A 13,997-nucleotide genomic window follows, 5' to 3' on the forward strand; every position below is an offset into this window, starting at 1 on the left:
TTAGTACACAGCCTCGCATACATTAGCCGAAGACAATCTGGGAGCAACCGGGCCGTGACACTTCAAAAGTCGTACGAATATTCCCGGTTCGTCACGCACGGGGGTGAGGTCGTCACCGCTCAGGGGTTACGGATTCACTGCTTGGTGGACGGCTCGTCCGGGGTATCGAGGTCGATCCGCTCGGTGGAGGCGCCCTCCCCGGCGGTCCAGCGGCGCTCGTGGCCGACCACCGCGGCACGGTAGGCGGCCAGCAGTTCGGCACCGACGGCGGCCAGCCCGGAGCCGGCGGCCGCGAGGTGCCCGTAGACCTCCGGCCGCTGCTCGCGCAGCCGGTCGGCCACCCCGGCCACGGTGATCAGGGCGTCGGCGCTCGCCTCCTGCGCCTTCTGGCCGACGGCGCCGGCGAACCGGCGAACCTCGTCCACCAGCGGGCCGAGCTCCGGGCCGAAGGGGTGGGCCTGCGCGCCGTCGGGACCAGCAGTCGGCCCGTCCGTGCGCGCGTCCGCGGGCCCGTCGATCGGCTCGTCCCTCGACCCGTCCGTCGGCCCGTTCGTCGGCTCGGTGCGGTCGGTGCTGGTCATCGCGGGGCCTCCTCTGCTGCGGCCGCACCCCGCGGCCACCGGCCACCGACGCTACCGGAGGACGGGCGGAGTCCCTCAGCCCCGAGGCCAGAGCGCCGGATCAGGCGCGAACCGCACCGTGAGCGCCCCGTCGGTCAGGCCCGCGCCCGCGACGGTGCAGCGGCGCAGCGCCGACGGCAGGGCGAGCACCCGGCGGTGGGCGCCGAGGCCGACCACCAGCTCGTCGCCGCGGCGGACCAGGTCGAGGTCGGCCCGCTCGGCGCCCGGCAGCGCGAGGTGCCACAGCAGCAGGCCCTCCTCGGCGAGCCGGTCCTCGACCGGCCAGGGCTCGGCGGCGAGCGGCTCCGGGCCGGGCCCGTCCCCGTACAGACGGTCGCCGACGGCCTCCAGGGTGGCGTCGGCGAGCCCGGTGACCAGGACGGGGGCGTCGCTGGCCGCGGTCAGCGCGGCCAGCTCCTCGCGGCGGCGGCCGGCCAGCGCGGCCAGCCACGGGTCGGGCGAGCCGAGCGCGGCGTCCGGCAGCGCGCCGTGCACCACGACGGCGTCCGGCCGGTGCCCGTGCAGGGCGAGCCCGGCGCGGATCCTGCGCAGGTCGTCGTACGGGTGGCCGTCGGCCGAGGTGACCAGGCGGACGCTGGTGCCGGGCGCGGTGATCGCGGCCCGGGACTCGGCGAGCACGGCGGCGGCCTTGCCGCGGCCCTCGTACAGCCAGTCGGCGGGCATCGGGACGCCGGCCAGTCCGGCCAGCAGCGGGCGCAGCGCCCGGGCTGCCTGGCGCTGTTCGGGGACCAGCCGGTCCAGGTAGCGCTCCAGTTGCTCGGGCAGGGCGAGGGCGGCGATCAGCTCGGCGGGCGGCGGGGCGAGCACGACCAGGACGTCCCCGTCGGCGGCGGGCAGGGCGCGCAGCAGGGCGAGCCGGGCGATGCCGGGGAGGGCGGTCAGCTCCTCGGGGTCGAGCGGGTCGGCGCCGAGCAGGTCGAGGGCGGGCTTGAGGCGGCCGGCGATCTCGCCGAGGGCGTGCCGGAAGGCGGCCTGCTCGTCGATCCGGGAGACCGTCAGGCCGGGTGCGTAGCGGAGCGGTTCGGGCTCCAGGCGCGCGCCGAGCACGGAGTCCAGGGCCCGGTGCGGGTCGTCGGCGGCCAGCAGCCAGACCTGCCGGCCGCTGCGGGCGGCGTGCAGGGCGGTGGCGGCGGCCACCGTGGGCGCGCCCGCGTCGCCGCTGACCAGGATGGTGCGTGTCGCCGTCATGCCGTCCGGCCCCCGTTCCCCGCTGTCCGTTCCCCGCTGTCAGCCCTGGGCGGGCTTCTCGCCGCCGCCGTCCTCGACGCGCTTCTTCAGGCCGGCCAGCGCGCGGTCGATGATGACCTTCTCGGCCTTGCGCTTGATCATGCCCAGCATCGGGATCTTCACGTCCACGGCGAGCTGGTACGTCACCTCGGTGCGGCCGGCCGCGAGCGGGGCGAGGGTGTAGGAGCCGTCGAGCGAGCGGAGCATCTGGCTGCGCACGAGGGTCCAGCTCACCTCGCGGTCACCGTCCCAGGTGTAGGCGAGGACGTGCTCGTCGCGGATGGCGCCGGCGTCGAGCAGCAGGCGCACCTGGGCGGCGCGGCCGTCCTCCCCGGTCTCCAGGACCTCGATCTCCTTGACCTCGCCGGTCCAGGCCGGGTAGGCGGCGAAGTCGGCGATCACGGCCATGACCGTGGCCGGGGTCGCGTCGATGGTGATGCTCGACCTGGTGTGCTCCGCCATGGAATGGCCCTCCGCCTCAGTCCCTCTGCCGTCCGCTCCGGTCGAGCGGGTACTCGCCCGGGTGCGCCCGGAGCAGGCTATCGCGACCGGCGATCGACTCGGCCGCACGGGCACCGGGCGACGGACGGCGGGCGCCCGCCGGCACCGGGCGGCGGCGCATGCTACCGGCCGGTCACCCAGGGCCTGCCGTAGGGTGCCAGTCGAACGACCCGGTCACGGCCTGGTCCGACCCGGCCGGGTGTGACACTTCGAACACCGGAGCCGGCCCCCCTGGTCGAAGCTGCCTACCGGGCAGTAACGTCCTGCCGTCCCGCAGCGTCGCGAACGAGGAGCAGTCTTGCTCGACTTCAGCCTTCCGGCCCTCTATCAGGTACCGAGCGGCGGTAACCTCTCCGACCTCGTGCACCGCAACGCCGAGCGGCACCCGGACGTCGTGGTGCTCAGCCGGAAGGTGGACGGCCACTGGCAGGAGTTGACCGCGGCCCAGTTCCTGGTCGAGGTGCGCGCGGCGGCGAAGGGCCTGATCGCGGCGGGCATCCGGCCCGGCGACCGGGTGGGCATCATGTCCCGCACCCGGTACGAGTGGACGCTGCTGGACTTCGCGATCTGGACGGCCGGCGCGATCACCGTGCCGGTGTACGAGACCTCCTCCCCCGAGCAGGTCGAGTGGATCCTCGGCGACTCCGGCGCGGTCGCCGTGCTCACCGAGACCGACCAGCACCTCAAGGTGGTCGAGGAGGTCCGCGGCCGGCTGCCGGAGCTGCAGCACGTCTGGCAGATCGAGGGCGGCGCGATCGCCGCGCTGGCCGGGGCGGGCGAGGGCGTCGCGGACGCGACCGTCGAGGAGCAGCGCTCGGCCGCCACCGAGGACTCGGTCGCCACCATCGTCTACACCTCGGGCACCACCGGCCGCCCGAAGGGCTGTCAGCTGACGCACGGCAACTTCCTGGCCGAGTGCGGCAACATCGTCGAGCGCCTGACCCCGCTGTTCCGCACCGGCGAGAGCTCCGTCCTGCTGTTCCTCCCGCTGGCCCACGTGCTCGGCCGGATCGCCGAGATCGCCCCGGCGATGGCCCCGATCAAGCTGGGCCACGTCTCCGACATCAAGGACGTCACCGCCGAGCTGGCCTCCTTCCGCCCGACGCTCATCCTCGGCGTGCCGCGAGTGTTCGAGAAGGTCTACAACACCGCCCGCGCCAAGGCCCAGGCCGACGGCAAGGGCAAGATCTTCGACCTGGCCTCCGACACCGCGATCGCCTACAGCCGCGCGCTGGACGCCGGCGGCGCCGGCCTCGGTCTGCGGATCAAGCACGCGATCTTCGACAAGCTGGTCTACAGCAAGCTGCGCGCGGCCCTCGGCGGCCGCGCCACCCACGCCATCTCCGGCGGCGCCCCGCTCGGCGAGCGCCTCGGCCACTTCTACCGGGGCATCGGCTTCACCGTCCTGGAGGGCTACGGCCTGACCGAGACCTGCGCGGCCACCGCCTTCAATCCGTGGGACAAGCCGAAGATCGGCACGGTCGGCCAGCCGGTGCCCGGAGCCTCCGTGCGGATCGCCGAGGACGGCGAGGTCTTCTTCAAGGGCCCGCACGTCTTCACCGGCTACTGGAACAACCCGCAGGCCACCGCCGACGCCCTCAAGGACGGCTGGATGGCCACCGGCGACCTCGGCTCGCTGGACTCCGAGGGCTACCTGACCATCACCGGCCGCAAGAAGGAGATCATCGTCACCGCGGGCGGCAAGAACGTCGCCCCGGCGGTGATCGAGGACCGCATCCGCGCGCACGCGCTGGTCGGCGAGGTCATGGTGGTCGGCGACCGCAAGCCCTTCGTCGCCTGCCTGATCACCATCGACCCGGACTTCTTCCCCAAGTGGAAGGAGCTCAACGGCAAGCCCGCCACCGCGACGGTCTCCGAGCTGCGCGACGACCCGGACCTGCGGGCCGCGCTCCAGGCCGCCGTCGACGACGGCAACGCGGCCGTCTCGCACGCCGAGGCGGTCAAGAAGTTCCGCCTGCTGGACACCGAGTTCTCCGAGGAGAGCGGCCACCTCACGCCGTCCCTGAAGCTCAAGCGCAACGTCGTCCTGAAGGACTTCGCGGCCGACGTCGAGGCCATCTACCAGAAGTAGCCTCCCCGAGCACGCGCGAGGGCCCGCCCCTGCGGAGGCGGGCCCTCGCCGGTCACACCGCGAGCAGCGAGGTCAGCCGCCCGGCCAGCAGGTCCCAGCGCCAGGAGCGCTCCACCCAGCGCCGCCCGGCCTCGCCCATCCGCCGCCGCAGCTCCTCGTCGTGCAGCAGCCGGACGATCCGCTCGGCCGCCGCCGACGCCGAGCCGCCCGGCACGACGTACCCGGTCTCGCCCTCCAGCACCGCGTCCGGTGCGCCGCCGGAGTCGCCGGCGACGACGGGCAGGCCGGTCGCCGAGGCCTCCAGGTAGACGATGCCCAGGCCCTCGACGTCCAGCCCGCCGCGCCGCGTCCGGCAGGGCATCGCGAAGACGTCCCCGGCGCCGTAGTGCGCGGGCAGCTCCTCCCACGGCACCGAGCCGGTGAAGCGCACCGAGGCGCGCACGCCCCTGGCCTCCGCCAGCTTCTCCAGGTCCGCCCGGTACGGGCCGCCGCCGACGATCAGCAGCACCGCGTCCGGTACGTCGGCGAGGATCTGCGGCATCGCCTCGATCAGGGTGTCCTGGCCCTTGCGCGGCACCAGCCGGGAGACGCACACCACCACCGGCCGGTCCGCCAGCCCCAGCCGGCGGCGCACCTCGGCGCCCCCGGAGTCCGGATTGAACGTCGTCTCGTCCACGCCCGGCGGCAGCTGCACCATGCGGGCCGCCGCCTGCGGCCCCACCGCGCCCGCGATCCGGGAACGGGTGTACTCCCCCAGGTAGGTCAGCACGTCGGTGCCCGCGCCGATCCGGCGCAGCAGCTGCCGGGCGGCCGGCAGCTGGGCCCAGGCGGCCTCGTGCCCGTGCGTCATGCCGAGCAGCCGCCCGGCGCCCGCCCGGCGCAGCGTGGGCGCCATCAGGCCGAGCGGCGCGGCGGCGCCGAACCAGACCGAGTCGCACTTCTCCGCGCGGAGGATCTCGGCGGCCCGCCGGGTGACCCGGGGTGTGGGAACCATCACCTTCGTGCGGTCCCGGATCACCGGGAACGGCTGCTCGGCGTCGAAGCGGGCGACCTCGGTGCCGTCGCGCCAGGTCGAGGCGTACACCACGATGCTCCCGGCGGGCTGACGGACGGCCATGTTGTGCACGAAGGCCTGGATGCCGCCGGGACGCGGCGGGAAGTCGTTGGTGACGATCAAGGTTCTGTGCATCAGGCCACGGCTCGCTCGGTCGGGGGGTGCTCGGTGTACCGCTGGGTGATCCGTACGATAGGTCAACACCATGACCCGCCGGGAACGGAACCGTGCACGGCAACCGTTCCACCCCCGGGTCAGTCCTAGTACCTGAGCCGCTGAGGACGGCGGCCCGGGCGTCCGTCGCGCGACGCCTCCGGTGGGGACGTCCGAGACGAACGAGGGAGCGCAGTGGAGTTGGCCCCGGCCATCGAGACCGGTAGTTCCCGTGCCCCCGCGGGCCGCCCGCTCGGGGCGCTCGCGGCGCTCGTCGCCACCTGGGTGACCACCCGGACGCTGCTGGTGCTGTTCGTGACCGGCGTGCTGCGCTCCCCGGGCGGCGACGTCACGGCGGACGTCTGGATGATCTACCACGCCTGGTACGGCGTCCTGCAGACCGGCACCTTCCCGTTCGACGACGTCACCTGGCAGTACCCGCCCGGCGCCGCGCTGGTGATCCTGCTGCCGGGCCTGCTGCCGTGGTCGTACGTGGTCTCGTTCTGGGTGATCTGCGGGGTCGCCGACGCCGCCGCGATGGCGCTGCTGGTCCGCACCGGCCTGCGCCGGGGCCGGGCGCTGACCGGCGCCTGGCTGTGGGTGGTGGCCGTGCCGCTGCTCGGCCCGATGATCTACAACCGCTTCGACATCATCGTCACCGCGATCACGGTGGCCGGCCTGCTGGCGCTGATCCGCCGCCCGGCCGTCGGCGGGATGCTGCTGGGCCTCGGCGGGATCGTCAAGATCTGGCCGCTGCTCGGCCTGATCGGCACCCCCTCCGGCCGCCGCACCCGCCGCTCCTGGACGCTCGCGGCGGCCACCGCCGTCTCGCTGGGCTTCCTGCTCGCCGCCGGGATGAACGGCGCCTTCGGCTTCCTGGCGTTCCAGAAGGACCGCGGCATCGAGGTCGAGTCGCTCGGCGCGCTGCCGCTGCACTACGCGCGGATGGCGGGTGCCTGGAACGGCAGGGTGACGATGAACTACGGCTCGGCCGAGATGCTCGGGCCGTGGGTCAGCATCGTCAGCAAGGTCATGATGGCCGGCACCGTGCTGGGCTTCGCCTGGCTGCTGCTCTGGCGCTACACCGCCAAGCGCCGCAACGCCGCCACGATGTACGACGCGGCGCTGACCGCGCTGCTGATCTTCACCGTCACCAGCCGGGTGATCAGCCCGCAGTACCTGGTCTGGCTGATCGGCGTCGCGGCGGTCTGCCTGACCGTGCGCGGCAGCAGCCAGCGGCCGGTGGCGCTGCTGATCCTGATCGCCTCGCCGCTGACGCTGGTCGAGTTCCCGCTGATGTTCACCCAGGTCCTCGCGAGCGAGCCGACGGCCATCGCCCTCCTGTCCGCGCGCAACCTGCTGCTGCTGGCGGCGACGGTCCTCTCCTGCATCCGCCTCTGGCGCTCCACCCGCAGCGGGGACCGGTTGCCGCCGACCGTCGTGCTGGCCACGCCCGAGCCCGTCCCGGCCGGCACCTACCCGGTCCGTCCGGGCATCGCCTACGAGCAGGACCTGCTCGACGGCATCGACCGCCCCAACACCCCGGCCGGGCGCTAGCCGGCCAGGGCGGCCACCTCGCCCGCCCACAGCTTCGTGAACTCGTCCTTCCCGACGCCCAGTTCGGCCCGGAACAGCCGCTCCATCCGCTGCTCGCGGTCCTCTCCCGCGCCGTCCGCCGCGCCCACCGCCCGGTAGAACGCGACCAGGCGGTCGGTGCCGAAGTGGCGGGCGATCAGCCGGCAGGCGAGCCAGGCCTGCTCGTAGGCCTGGGCGATGCCGGTGGCGCCCGCGCCGAAGTCGCGGTCGGCGGGCAGTGCGGCGGGCACCTTCCCGGCGGCCACGTCCCGGGCCAGCTCGGGGGCGATCTGCCGGTCCGTGCGGCCGGAGTCCCGGTAGGCCGTCCAGTCGGCGACGCCCTCGGAGAGCCAGAGCGGCGTCCAGGCGCGGGTGTCGGCCCGGGTCGCGACGTGGGTGGCCTCGTGGGTGACGACCACCTGCCGGCCGAAGTCGCTGAGCCGCACGAACGCCTCGGGGTTGATCAGCACCCGGTCGGCCGGGGTGTGCGAGGGCGCGCCGGGGGCGGCCAGGGTGACCGCCGCCATGCCCGTCCAGCCGGCCGGGTCGGCCTCCAGCAGCCGGGCGAACTGCGCCTCGGTGGCGGGCAGTTCGAGAAGCAGCCGGTCGGCCCAGCCGGTGCCCCAGACCGCGCTCACCGAGGGGACGGCGCGGTCGCCGATCGCGACCAGCCCGGCCGGATCCGGTCCGTCCGCGAGGCCGAGCACCAGGCACTGCGCGCCGCGCGCGGACCGTCCCGTCCCGAAGTCCCAGAGCGCCGGCGGCCCGCTCGCACCGTCCTCCCGCTCGACCCGCCAGCCGTCGGCCCGCGTCAGCACGAGGCGGCGCGGGAACACGGCGGGGTACTCGTCGTGGCCGGTGACCCGGACGTCCAGGTCGGCCGCGACGGTCAGCCGGCCCGGCCCTTCGGCCGGGGTGAGGACGAGGTTGCGGTAGGCGGCGGTCAGCGGCAGCCCGGAGGTCTCCGGCAGCTCCCGCGCACGTTCGTCCAGCAGCGCCGCCACCTCGGCCCGCTCGTCCGCCCCGGCGCGTGCCCGGGCGGACGCCGCGGGCGGCAGCGACAGCTGGGCCAGCCCTCCGGCGGCGAGCAGCAGCGCGCCGCGCCGGGACAGCACGCAGGGCGGTATCGCGTCCGGGACGGACGGGGTCGTGCTCAGAGCCGGACCACCCCCGAGACCGGCATCGCGTTGACGCTCTCGTACCGCACCCGGGCCCCCGGGTAGGGGGCGTGCACGATCACCCCGCCGCCGGCGTACATGCCGACGTGGTGCATGTCCCGGTAGAAGATCACCAGGTCTCCCGGTCGCGCGTCGGACAGGTTCACCCGCTGGCCGGCGTACGCCTGGGCCTGCGAGGTGCGCGGCAAAGTCACTCCGGCCTGCCGCCAGCTGTAGTACATCAGACCGGAGCAGTCGAACGCGCGGGGGCCGGTGGCCCCGTACGCGTACGGCGATCCGATCATCCGCACGGCCGCCGCGAGCGCCGTCGACCCGCGCTCGGAGGCGGGCGGGGTGGTGCCGAGGTCCAGCCGGTCGGTGCCGCGGGTGGCGCGCCGCTCGGCCTCCCGGGCATCCTGCGCGGCCATCCGGGCGCGTTCGGCGACGCCCAGGCTGTTGAGCAGCCGCTGGGCCCCGGCCAGCCGCTGCTGGATCTGCTGCTTGCTGTCGGCGAGCGTGCGCCGGGCCCGGTCCAGCTCGGCGAGCTTGACGGAGGTCTCGGCGCGGCGCTGGTCGAGCCGGCGCTGACGGGTGACCAGCTCGTGCAGCGTCTCGTTCTGCCGCTCGGTCGCCTGGTCGAGGGCCCGGGCCCGGGCGAGGTACCCCTCGGGGTCGGTCGCGAGCATCAGCTGGACGGTCTGCGCCATGCCGCCGGCGCGGTACTCGGCGGCCGCCACGGTGGCGAGGTCGCCGCGCAGCCGGTTGAGCTGGTCCTGGGCGGCGGCGGTCTCGCCCTGGAGGACCATGGTCTCGCCCTGGAGCCGCTGCTGGGCCTCCTGGGCGGCGTTGTACTTCTCCGACGCCTGTTCGGCCTCGTTGTACAGCCGCTCGACCTGTGCCGTGACGTCCTTGCGGCTGGGCGCGTCCGATGCGCCGGGGGCGGCCTGGGCGCTGCCGCTCGTCGTCACGCCCAGGGCGGTGGTGGCAGCCGCGGTCAGCACCAGCGCACGGGCGAGCAGTTGGGAACGGCGGTGCACGGGCATGACGGCAGCGGCTCCAATCCTGCGGACCGGTCCCGCCGCCGCACCGAAGCGGGCGGCCCTGAAGCGGGAGTCCGGTGGCAGACGTTAGCGAGTCCGGGCAACCGAGTCCAAACCCCTGCCAACCCGAATATTTGACACCGAATCGGACATCAGTCCAACAAGAGGAAACACCGCAGGCCCGGCCCTCCGTGAGGAGGACCGGGCCTGCGGGGGCCGAGCGGGGATCAGACCCGCACGATGGCCGAGAGCGGCATGTTGGAGACCGCCTCGTAGCGGACGCTCGCGCCCGGCTTGGGCGCGTGCAGCACCTGGCCGTTGCCGGCGTAGATGCCCACGTGGTGGGCGTCGCTGAAGAAGATCAGCAGGTCGCCGGGCTGGGCCTGGGAGAGGTCCGTGCCGATCCGGGTGCCGGCGTTGGCCTGCTCCTGCGAGGTGCGCGGCAGCGAGACGCCGGCCTGGTCGAACGCCCAGACCATCAGGCCCGAGCAGTCGAAGGCGTTCGGGCCGGTGGCGGCCCACTGGTACGGGTCGCCGACCTTGGTGGCGGCGTAGGACAGCGCGGCGGCACCGTGCGAGCTGCCGGGGGCCGGCTTGGCGACCGGCGAGGAGGACGGCGCCGAGCCGAGGTCGGTGCGGCTGGTGTCGCGGGAGGCCCGGCTGGCGTCCTGCTGGGCGGCGGCGGCCTTCGCCGCGGCGTCCGCCTTGGCCCTGGCGTCGGCGGCGGCCTTGTCCTCGGCCGCCTTGATCGCCTGGCGCTCCTGCTCGGACAGGGTGTTGAAGAGGTCCTGGGCGGCCTTGAGCTTGGCCTGGATCTCCTCCTTGGAGGCCTTCAGCTGCTGGGTGGTCGCGTCCAGCTCGGCGAGCTTGCCCTGGGCCTCGTTGCGGTCCTGGTCCAGCTTGCGCTGCTGGTCCTGGAGCTCCTTCAGCTGCCCCTTCTGGGTGCTGCCGGCCTGGTTCAGGGCGTCGGCCTGGCTGAGGAAGTTGTCCGGCTTGGAGGAGAACATCAGCTGGACGGTCGGGGATATGCCCCCGTTGCGGTACTGCTCGCCGGCGATCTGGGCGAGGCCGCCCTGCAGGTCGGTCACCTGGGCCTGCTGGCGGGCCACCTGGTCCTGCAGGCCGCTGACCTGCTTCTGCAGCTCCTGCTGCTTGGACTGGGCGGCGTTGTACTGCTCGGTCGCCACCTCCGCCTGCTCGTTGAGCTGGTCGACCTGTTCCTTGACCTGGTCCTTGGTCGGCGCCGGGTCGGCGTGGGCGCCGGACTGCGCGGAGAGGGCGACGGCTGCGGCGGCGACACCGGTCATGAAGGACACTCGGGCGCGACCGGCGGGCTTGGGACGACGATGGGACGCCACGAAGGCGGACTCCTTCTTCCTACGGCCGCCTACCGGGTGAGCTGACGGGTTCGGGCCGGAAGCATGCCCTACGACGCCTCACGGCCGTTCCACCGGCCGACCTGGCGCCGATTCACCCCGGAGGAACGTGGTTCCCCGGCTCCGCTCCACAGCGCCCCCGACCACTGGGCTCCCCGTCGGACAGGCGCTTCGACCTGCCCCGCTGCTTCACGAACTCGACGGAAACCACCGCCGCCACCCTGGCTGGGCGATCGACAGTGCGGTGGTTCGGAGCACGACCCTAGTAACTGAACCGTGATCCGTTCAAATCCTTGTCAGAAAAAGGGCGTAAAAATGCCCAAGTTCATTTGTGAAGATGACAGAAGGTGATCGCAGCAGTACGCAAAGCTGATCCCTTGTCACGCGGCGGCTGTGAAACGCGCACAAGCGAACGTGCCACCCCGGCTCGGGAGGTGGCACGGATCACAGGGCCTTGCGGCCGGCCTCGGCGTGTCGGCGCGTCAGACCCGGCGGATGGTGTTGATCGGCATCGCGTCGGCCTTCATCACCTTGACCACGTCGCCGGTGTGCGGCGCGTGCACCACCATGCCGTTGCCGATGTACATCGCGACGTGGTGCATGTCGCCGCCGTAGACCACCAGGTCGCCGGGCTGGGCCTGGTCCAGCGAGGGCACCGGGGTGCCGTAGTGGCCCTGCTCCTGCGAGGTGCGCGGCAGCGAGACACCGGCCTGGCCGTACGCCCAGAGCATCAGGCCCGAGCAGTCGAAGGTGCTGGAGCCGGTGGCGCCCCACACGTACGGCGAGCCCTGCTTGCTCATCGCCTTGGCGACGGCCACGGCCGCGTACCCGCTGGCCGGCGGCAGGCTGCTGAGGTCCACCCGGTCGGTGCCGCGCGAGGCGCGGTCGTCCTGGGCCTGCTGGGCCTTCAGCGCGGCGCGCTCGGAGGCGCTGAGCGAGTTCATGAGGTCCTGGGCCGCCTTGAGCTTGGCGTTGACGTCCGCCTTGGCCTGGTTCAGGTCCTTGGTGGTGGAGTCGAGCGAGGCGAGCACCGCGGCGGCCTCGGCCTTCTCCTGGTCCAGGCGGCGCTGCTGGTCGAGCAGGCCCTTGAGCGCGTCGGTCTCGGTGGCGGTGGCCTGCTGCACGCTGGAGGCCTTGTCCAGGTAGCCGGACGGGTCGGAGGAGAGCATCAGCTGGACGGACGGGTCGATGCCGCCGGTGCGGTACTGCTCGCCCGCCACGCCGGCGAGACCGGTCTGGAGCTGGGTCATCTGCTCCTGACCGCGGGCCACCTGGTCCTGCAGCTGGTCGGCCTGCTTGCGCAGCTGGTCGGCCCGCTCCTTGGCGCCGTTGTACTTCTCGGCCGCCTGCTCCTGCTCCTGCTGGAGCTCGTCGATCTGCGCCTTGACGTCCGTCTTGTTCGGCTGCGGCGCGGCGTGCGCGGCGACCTGGGCGGAGAGTGCGACCGCGGTCGCAGCGGCAGCAGTGAGCACGGAGACCCGCGCGCGGCTCGGCTGCTTGGGACGGCGGTGGGAGGCCAAGGGACCGGCTCCTTCTTCCATGGACTCACCTGTTCGGGTGAGAAATCCGGAAAATAGGTTTGACGCCAGACCCTAGTGAAGATCTAGGCATTCCGCCACTCCCCCGAAGGCGTGAACCCCAGCCCCTCAAGTGACTTCACCAAATCCGCACATCACCGCAAACCGGACGCTGACCAGGCATCATCCCCATCGGCACGGAATCAGGGCCGCGCCAGCCGGTTCAGCAGCAGAACCGAGGCAACGGGGCGCGCGCCGGCCTTCCGCACGCCCTCCGCGACCTCCCGGTCGGTCGAGACCACCACGACCGGACGGCCCTGCGGCTCGGCCCGCACCAGGCGCCTGATCAGCTCGTCCGCCGTCTCCCCGGTCCGGCTGAAGCGCACCCGGACCCCGCGCGGCGGCGCCATGATCACCGGCACGTCCAGGTCCTGCCCGTCGAACACGCACGTGACCTCCGCCTGCGTGCGCTGGGCCAGCATCGCCAGCCCGCCCAGCAGCCGCAGCCGCTGCTGCTCCAGCGGCAGCGTCGGGTAGCCGGTCTTCGTCACGTTGTAGCCGTCCACCACCAGGTGCACCTGCGGGATCGCCAGCAGCTGGTCCAGCAGCGCCGGATCGTCCTCCGCCAGCCCGCGCCGGGCCACGTCGTGCGGCGAGGCCGAGCCCGGCACCACCGCCTCCACCAGGTCCGCCGGGCGGATCTGCGACACCGGCAGCGCCAGCTCGCGCTGGAGCCCCTGCGCCGAGTGCAGCACGGTGTCCAGCAGCAGCCGCAGGCGCATGTCCTCCACGCTGCGCCCCTCACGGGCCGAACGGCGGCCCTGCTCGGCCGCGTTCTCCAGCTCGCCGACACGGTGCCGCAGCCGCCGCGCCTCGCTCTCGGCCGCGCTGCGCTCGGTCGCCGCCTGCGTCCGCAGCGCCTCCAGCTCGCCGGCCAGCCGACGGGTCTCGGCCTGAGCCCGGCGGGTGTCGCTCTCCAGCGAACGCACCTTCTTGCGCAGCGAGTCGGCCTCCCGCCGGACGCCCTCGGACTCGGCCCGCTGCCGGTCCAGGTCCGCCCGCGCGGCGGCCCGCACCTCCGCCAGCTCGGCCTGCAGCTTCTCCACCAGCCGGGCCGCCTCCGCGGCCGCGCCCTCGGCGCCGACCCGCTCCGCCTCCTCGCCGGCCTCGGCGACCAGCCGGCTCCAACCCGCCGACCGCACCAGGTAAGCGGCGGCGGCGACGTCCATCGGATCGGCGGCGCAAGGGACGCTTCCCGACTCCAGCGCCTTCACCAGATCCGGCTGGCCCAGCCGCAGCCGCTCCGCTATCCGCACCCGGAAGGCCGGCTCCGACTCCAGCGCCGCGGCGATCGCGGTGGCCGCGTACTTGGCCCGCCGGGCCGGAGTGAACTTGGCGTACTGACGGAGGCTCTGCGGCAACTCACCCGGCGGCAGCCCGCCGAGCGCGTCCGCGGCCAGGCCGACCACCCGCCGGCGCACGCCCTCCGGCAACGGCCGGTGGAGCTTCTCGACGGGCCGACCGGCCTCCGGCTCCGCGGCGGGCTCGGACGCGACGGCCCCCGCGACGGTCCCCGCCGCCTCGGCGGCCGGCTCCGCAGCGGGCTGCCCCTGCGGTCCGGCGGGCTCCCGCGCTGCGTCCACCACGTCCTCGGCTCCGATCCT

General features: G+C 73.7%; 11 protein-coding genes and 1 riboswitch. Of the genes, 2 read left to right on the top strand and 9 right to left on the bottom strand.

The window, feature by feature from the left end:
• Nucleotides 1-134: 134 nt before the first annotated feature.
• The 3 genes from ACWCXH_RS06360 to ACWCXH_RS06370 all read right to left on the bottom strand — a co-directional run bounded on the left by ACWCXH_RS06360 (nt 135) and on the right by ACWCXH_RS06370 (nt 2,330).
• The gene (locus ACWCXH_RS06360; RefSeq protein WP_449800171.1) at nt 135-581 is read right to left on the bottom strand and encodes a DUF5304 family protein; all 447 of its coding nucleotides are present in this window, start codon (nt 579-581) and stop codon (nt 135-137) included.
• A gap of 75 nt (nt 582-656) precedes the next feature.
• Nucleotides 657-1,829, bottom strand: coding sequence for an ArsA family ATPase (locus ACWCXH_RS06365; RefSeq protein WP_449800172.1), 1,173 nt, complete (start codon nt 1,827-1,829; stop codon nt 657-659).
• Nucleotides 1,830-1,868: 39 nt separating this feature from the next.
• Nucleotides 1,869-2,330, bottom strand: a complete 462-nt coding sequence (locus tag ACWCXH_RS06370; RefSeq protein ID WP_449800173.1) for an SRPBCC family protein — start codon at nt 2,328-2,330, stop codon at nt 1,869-1,871.
• 337 nt (nt 2,331-2,667) lie between these two features.
• Here ACWCXH_RS06370 and ACWCXH_RS06375 point away from each other — a divergent pair, with 337 nt between their 5' ends.
• On the top strand, nt 2,668-4,461 hold the full coding sequence (locus ACWCXH_RS06375) for an AMP-dependent synthetase/ligase (protein WP_449800174.1): 1,794 nt from the start codon (nt 2,668-2,670) through the stop codon (nt 4,459-4,461).
• A 52-nt stretch (nt 4,462-4,513) separates the two neighbouring features.
• On the opposite strand, the gene ACWCXH_RS06380 is transcribed toward ACWCXH_RS06375, so the two are convergent.
• Nucleotides 4,514-5,650, bottom strand: a complete 1,137-nt coding sequence (locus ACWCXH_RS06380) for a glycosyltransferase family 4 protein (RefSeq protein WP_449800175.1) — start codon at nt 5,648-5,650, stop codon at nt 4,514-4,516.
• A 213-nt stretch (nt 5,651-5,863) separates the two neighbouring features.
• On the opposite strand from ACWCXH_RS06380, the gene ACWCXH_RS06385 reads away from it, so the two are divergent.
• Entirely contained in the window at nt 5,864-7,225 is a 1,362-nt protein-coding gene (locus ACWCXH_RS06385) for a glycosyltransferase 87 family protein (RefSeq protein WP_449800176.1), read from the top strand.
• Here ACWCXH_RS06385 and ACWCXH_RS06390 read toward each other — a convergent pair.
• From ACWCXH_RS06390 to ACWCXH_RS06410, 5 genes are all read right to left on the bottom strand, one after another.
• Complete coding sequence (locus tag ACWCXH_RS06390; protein ID WP_449800177.1) at nt 7,222-8,358, bottom strand: hypothetical protein; 1,137 nt, start codon at nt 8,356-8,358, stop codon at nt 7,222-7,224. The genes ACWCXH_RS06385 and ACWCXH_RS06390 overlap by 4 nt on opposite strands.
• A gap of 38 nt (nt 8,359-8,396) precedes the next feature.
• Nucleotides 8,397-9,443, bottom strand: coding sequence for an NlpC/P60 family protein (locus ACWCXH_RS06395; protein WP_449800178.1), 1,047 nt, complete (start codon nt 9,441-9,443; stop codon nt 8,397-8,399).
• 224 nt (nt 9,444-9,667) lie between these two features.
• Complete coding sequence (locus ACWCXH_RS06400; RefSeq protein ID WP_449800179.1) at nt 9,668-10,747, bottom strand: NlpC/P60 family protein; 1,080 nt, start codon at nt 10,745-10,747, stop codon at nt 9,668-9,670.
• Between the two features lie 61 nt (nt 10,748-10,808).
• Nucleotides 10,809-10,962: riboswitch (cyclic di-AMP (ydaO/yuaA leader) on the bottom strand.
• A 336-nt stretch (nt 10,963-11,298) separates the two neighbouring features.
• Nucleotides 11,299-12,336: an NlpC/P60 family protein gene (locus ACWCXH_RS06405; RefSeq protein WP_449800180.1), complete on the bottom strand. Its 1,038-nt coding sequence runs from the start codon at nt 12,334-12,336 to the stop codon at nt 11,299-11,301.
• Between the two features lie 200 nt (nt 12,337-12,536).
• Nucleotides 12,537-13,979, bottom strand: coding sequence for an NYN domain-containing protein (locus tag ACWCXH_RS06410; protein ID WP_449800181.1), 1,443 nt, complete (start codon nt 13,977-13,979; stop codon nt 12,537-12,539).
• Nucleotides 13,980-13,997 lie beyond the last annotated feature (18 nt).

Source organism: Kitasatospora sp. NPDC001660 (assembly GCF_053596725.1).

Excerpts from the sequence above, each read along its gene's own strand:
- ACWCXH_RS06400 (WP_449800179.1), bottom strand. The coding sequence starts at position 10,747 with ATGACCGGTGTCGCCGCCGCAGCCGTCGCCCTCTCCGCGCAGTCCGGC.
- ACWCXH_RS06360 (WP_449800171.1), bottom strand. The coding sequence starts at position 581 with ATGACCAGCACCGACCGCACCGAGCCGACGAACGGGCCGACGGACGGG.
- ACWCXH_RS06370 (WP_449800173.1), bottom strand. The coding sequence starts at position 2,330 with ATGGCGGAGCACACCAGGTCGAGCATCACCATCGACGCGACCCCGGCC.
- ACWCXH_RS06395 (WP_449800178.1), bottom strand. The coding sequence starts at position 9,443 with ATGCCCGTGCACCGCCGTTCCCAACTGCTCGCCCGTGCGCTGGTGCTG.
- ACWCXH_RS06365 (WP_449800172.1), bottom strand. The coding sequence starts at position 1,829 with ATGACGGCGACACGCACCATCCTGGTCAGCGGCGACGCGGGCGCGCCC.
- ACWCXH_RS06380 (WP_449800175.1), bottom strand. The coding sequence starts at position 5,650 with ATGCACAGAACCTTGATCGTCACCAACGACTTCCCGCCGCGTCCCGGC.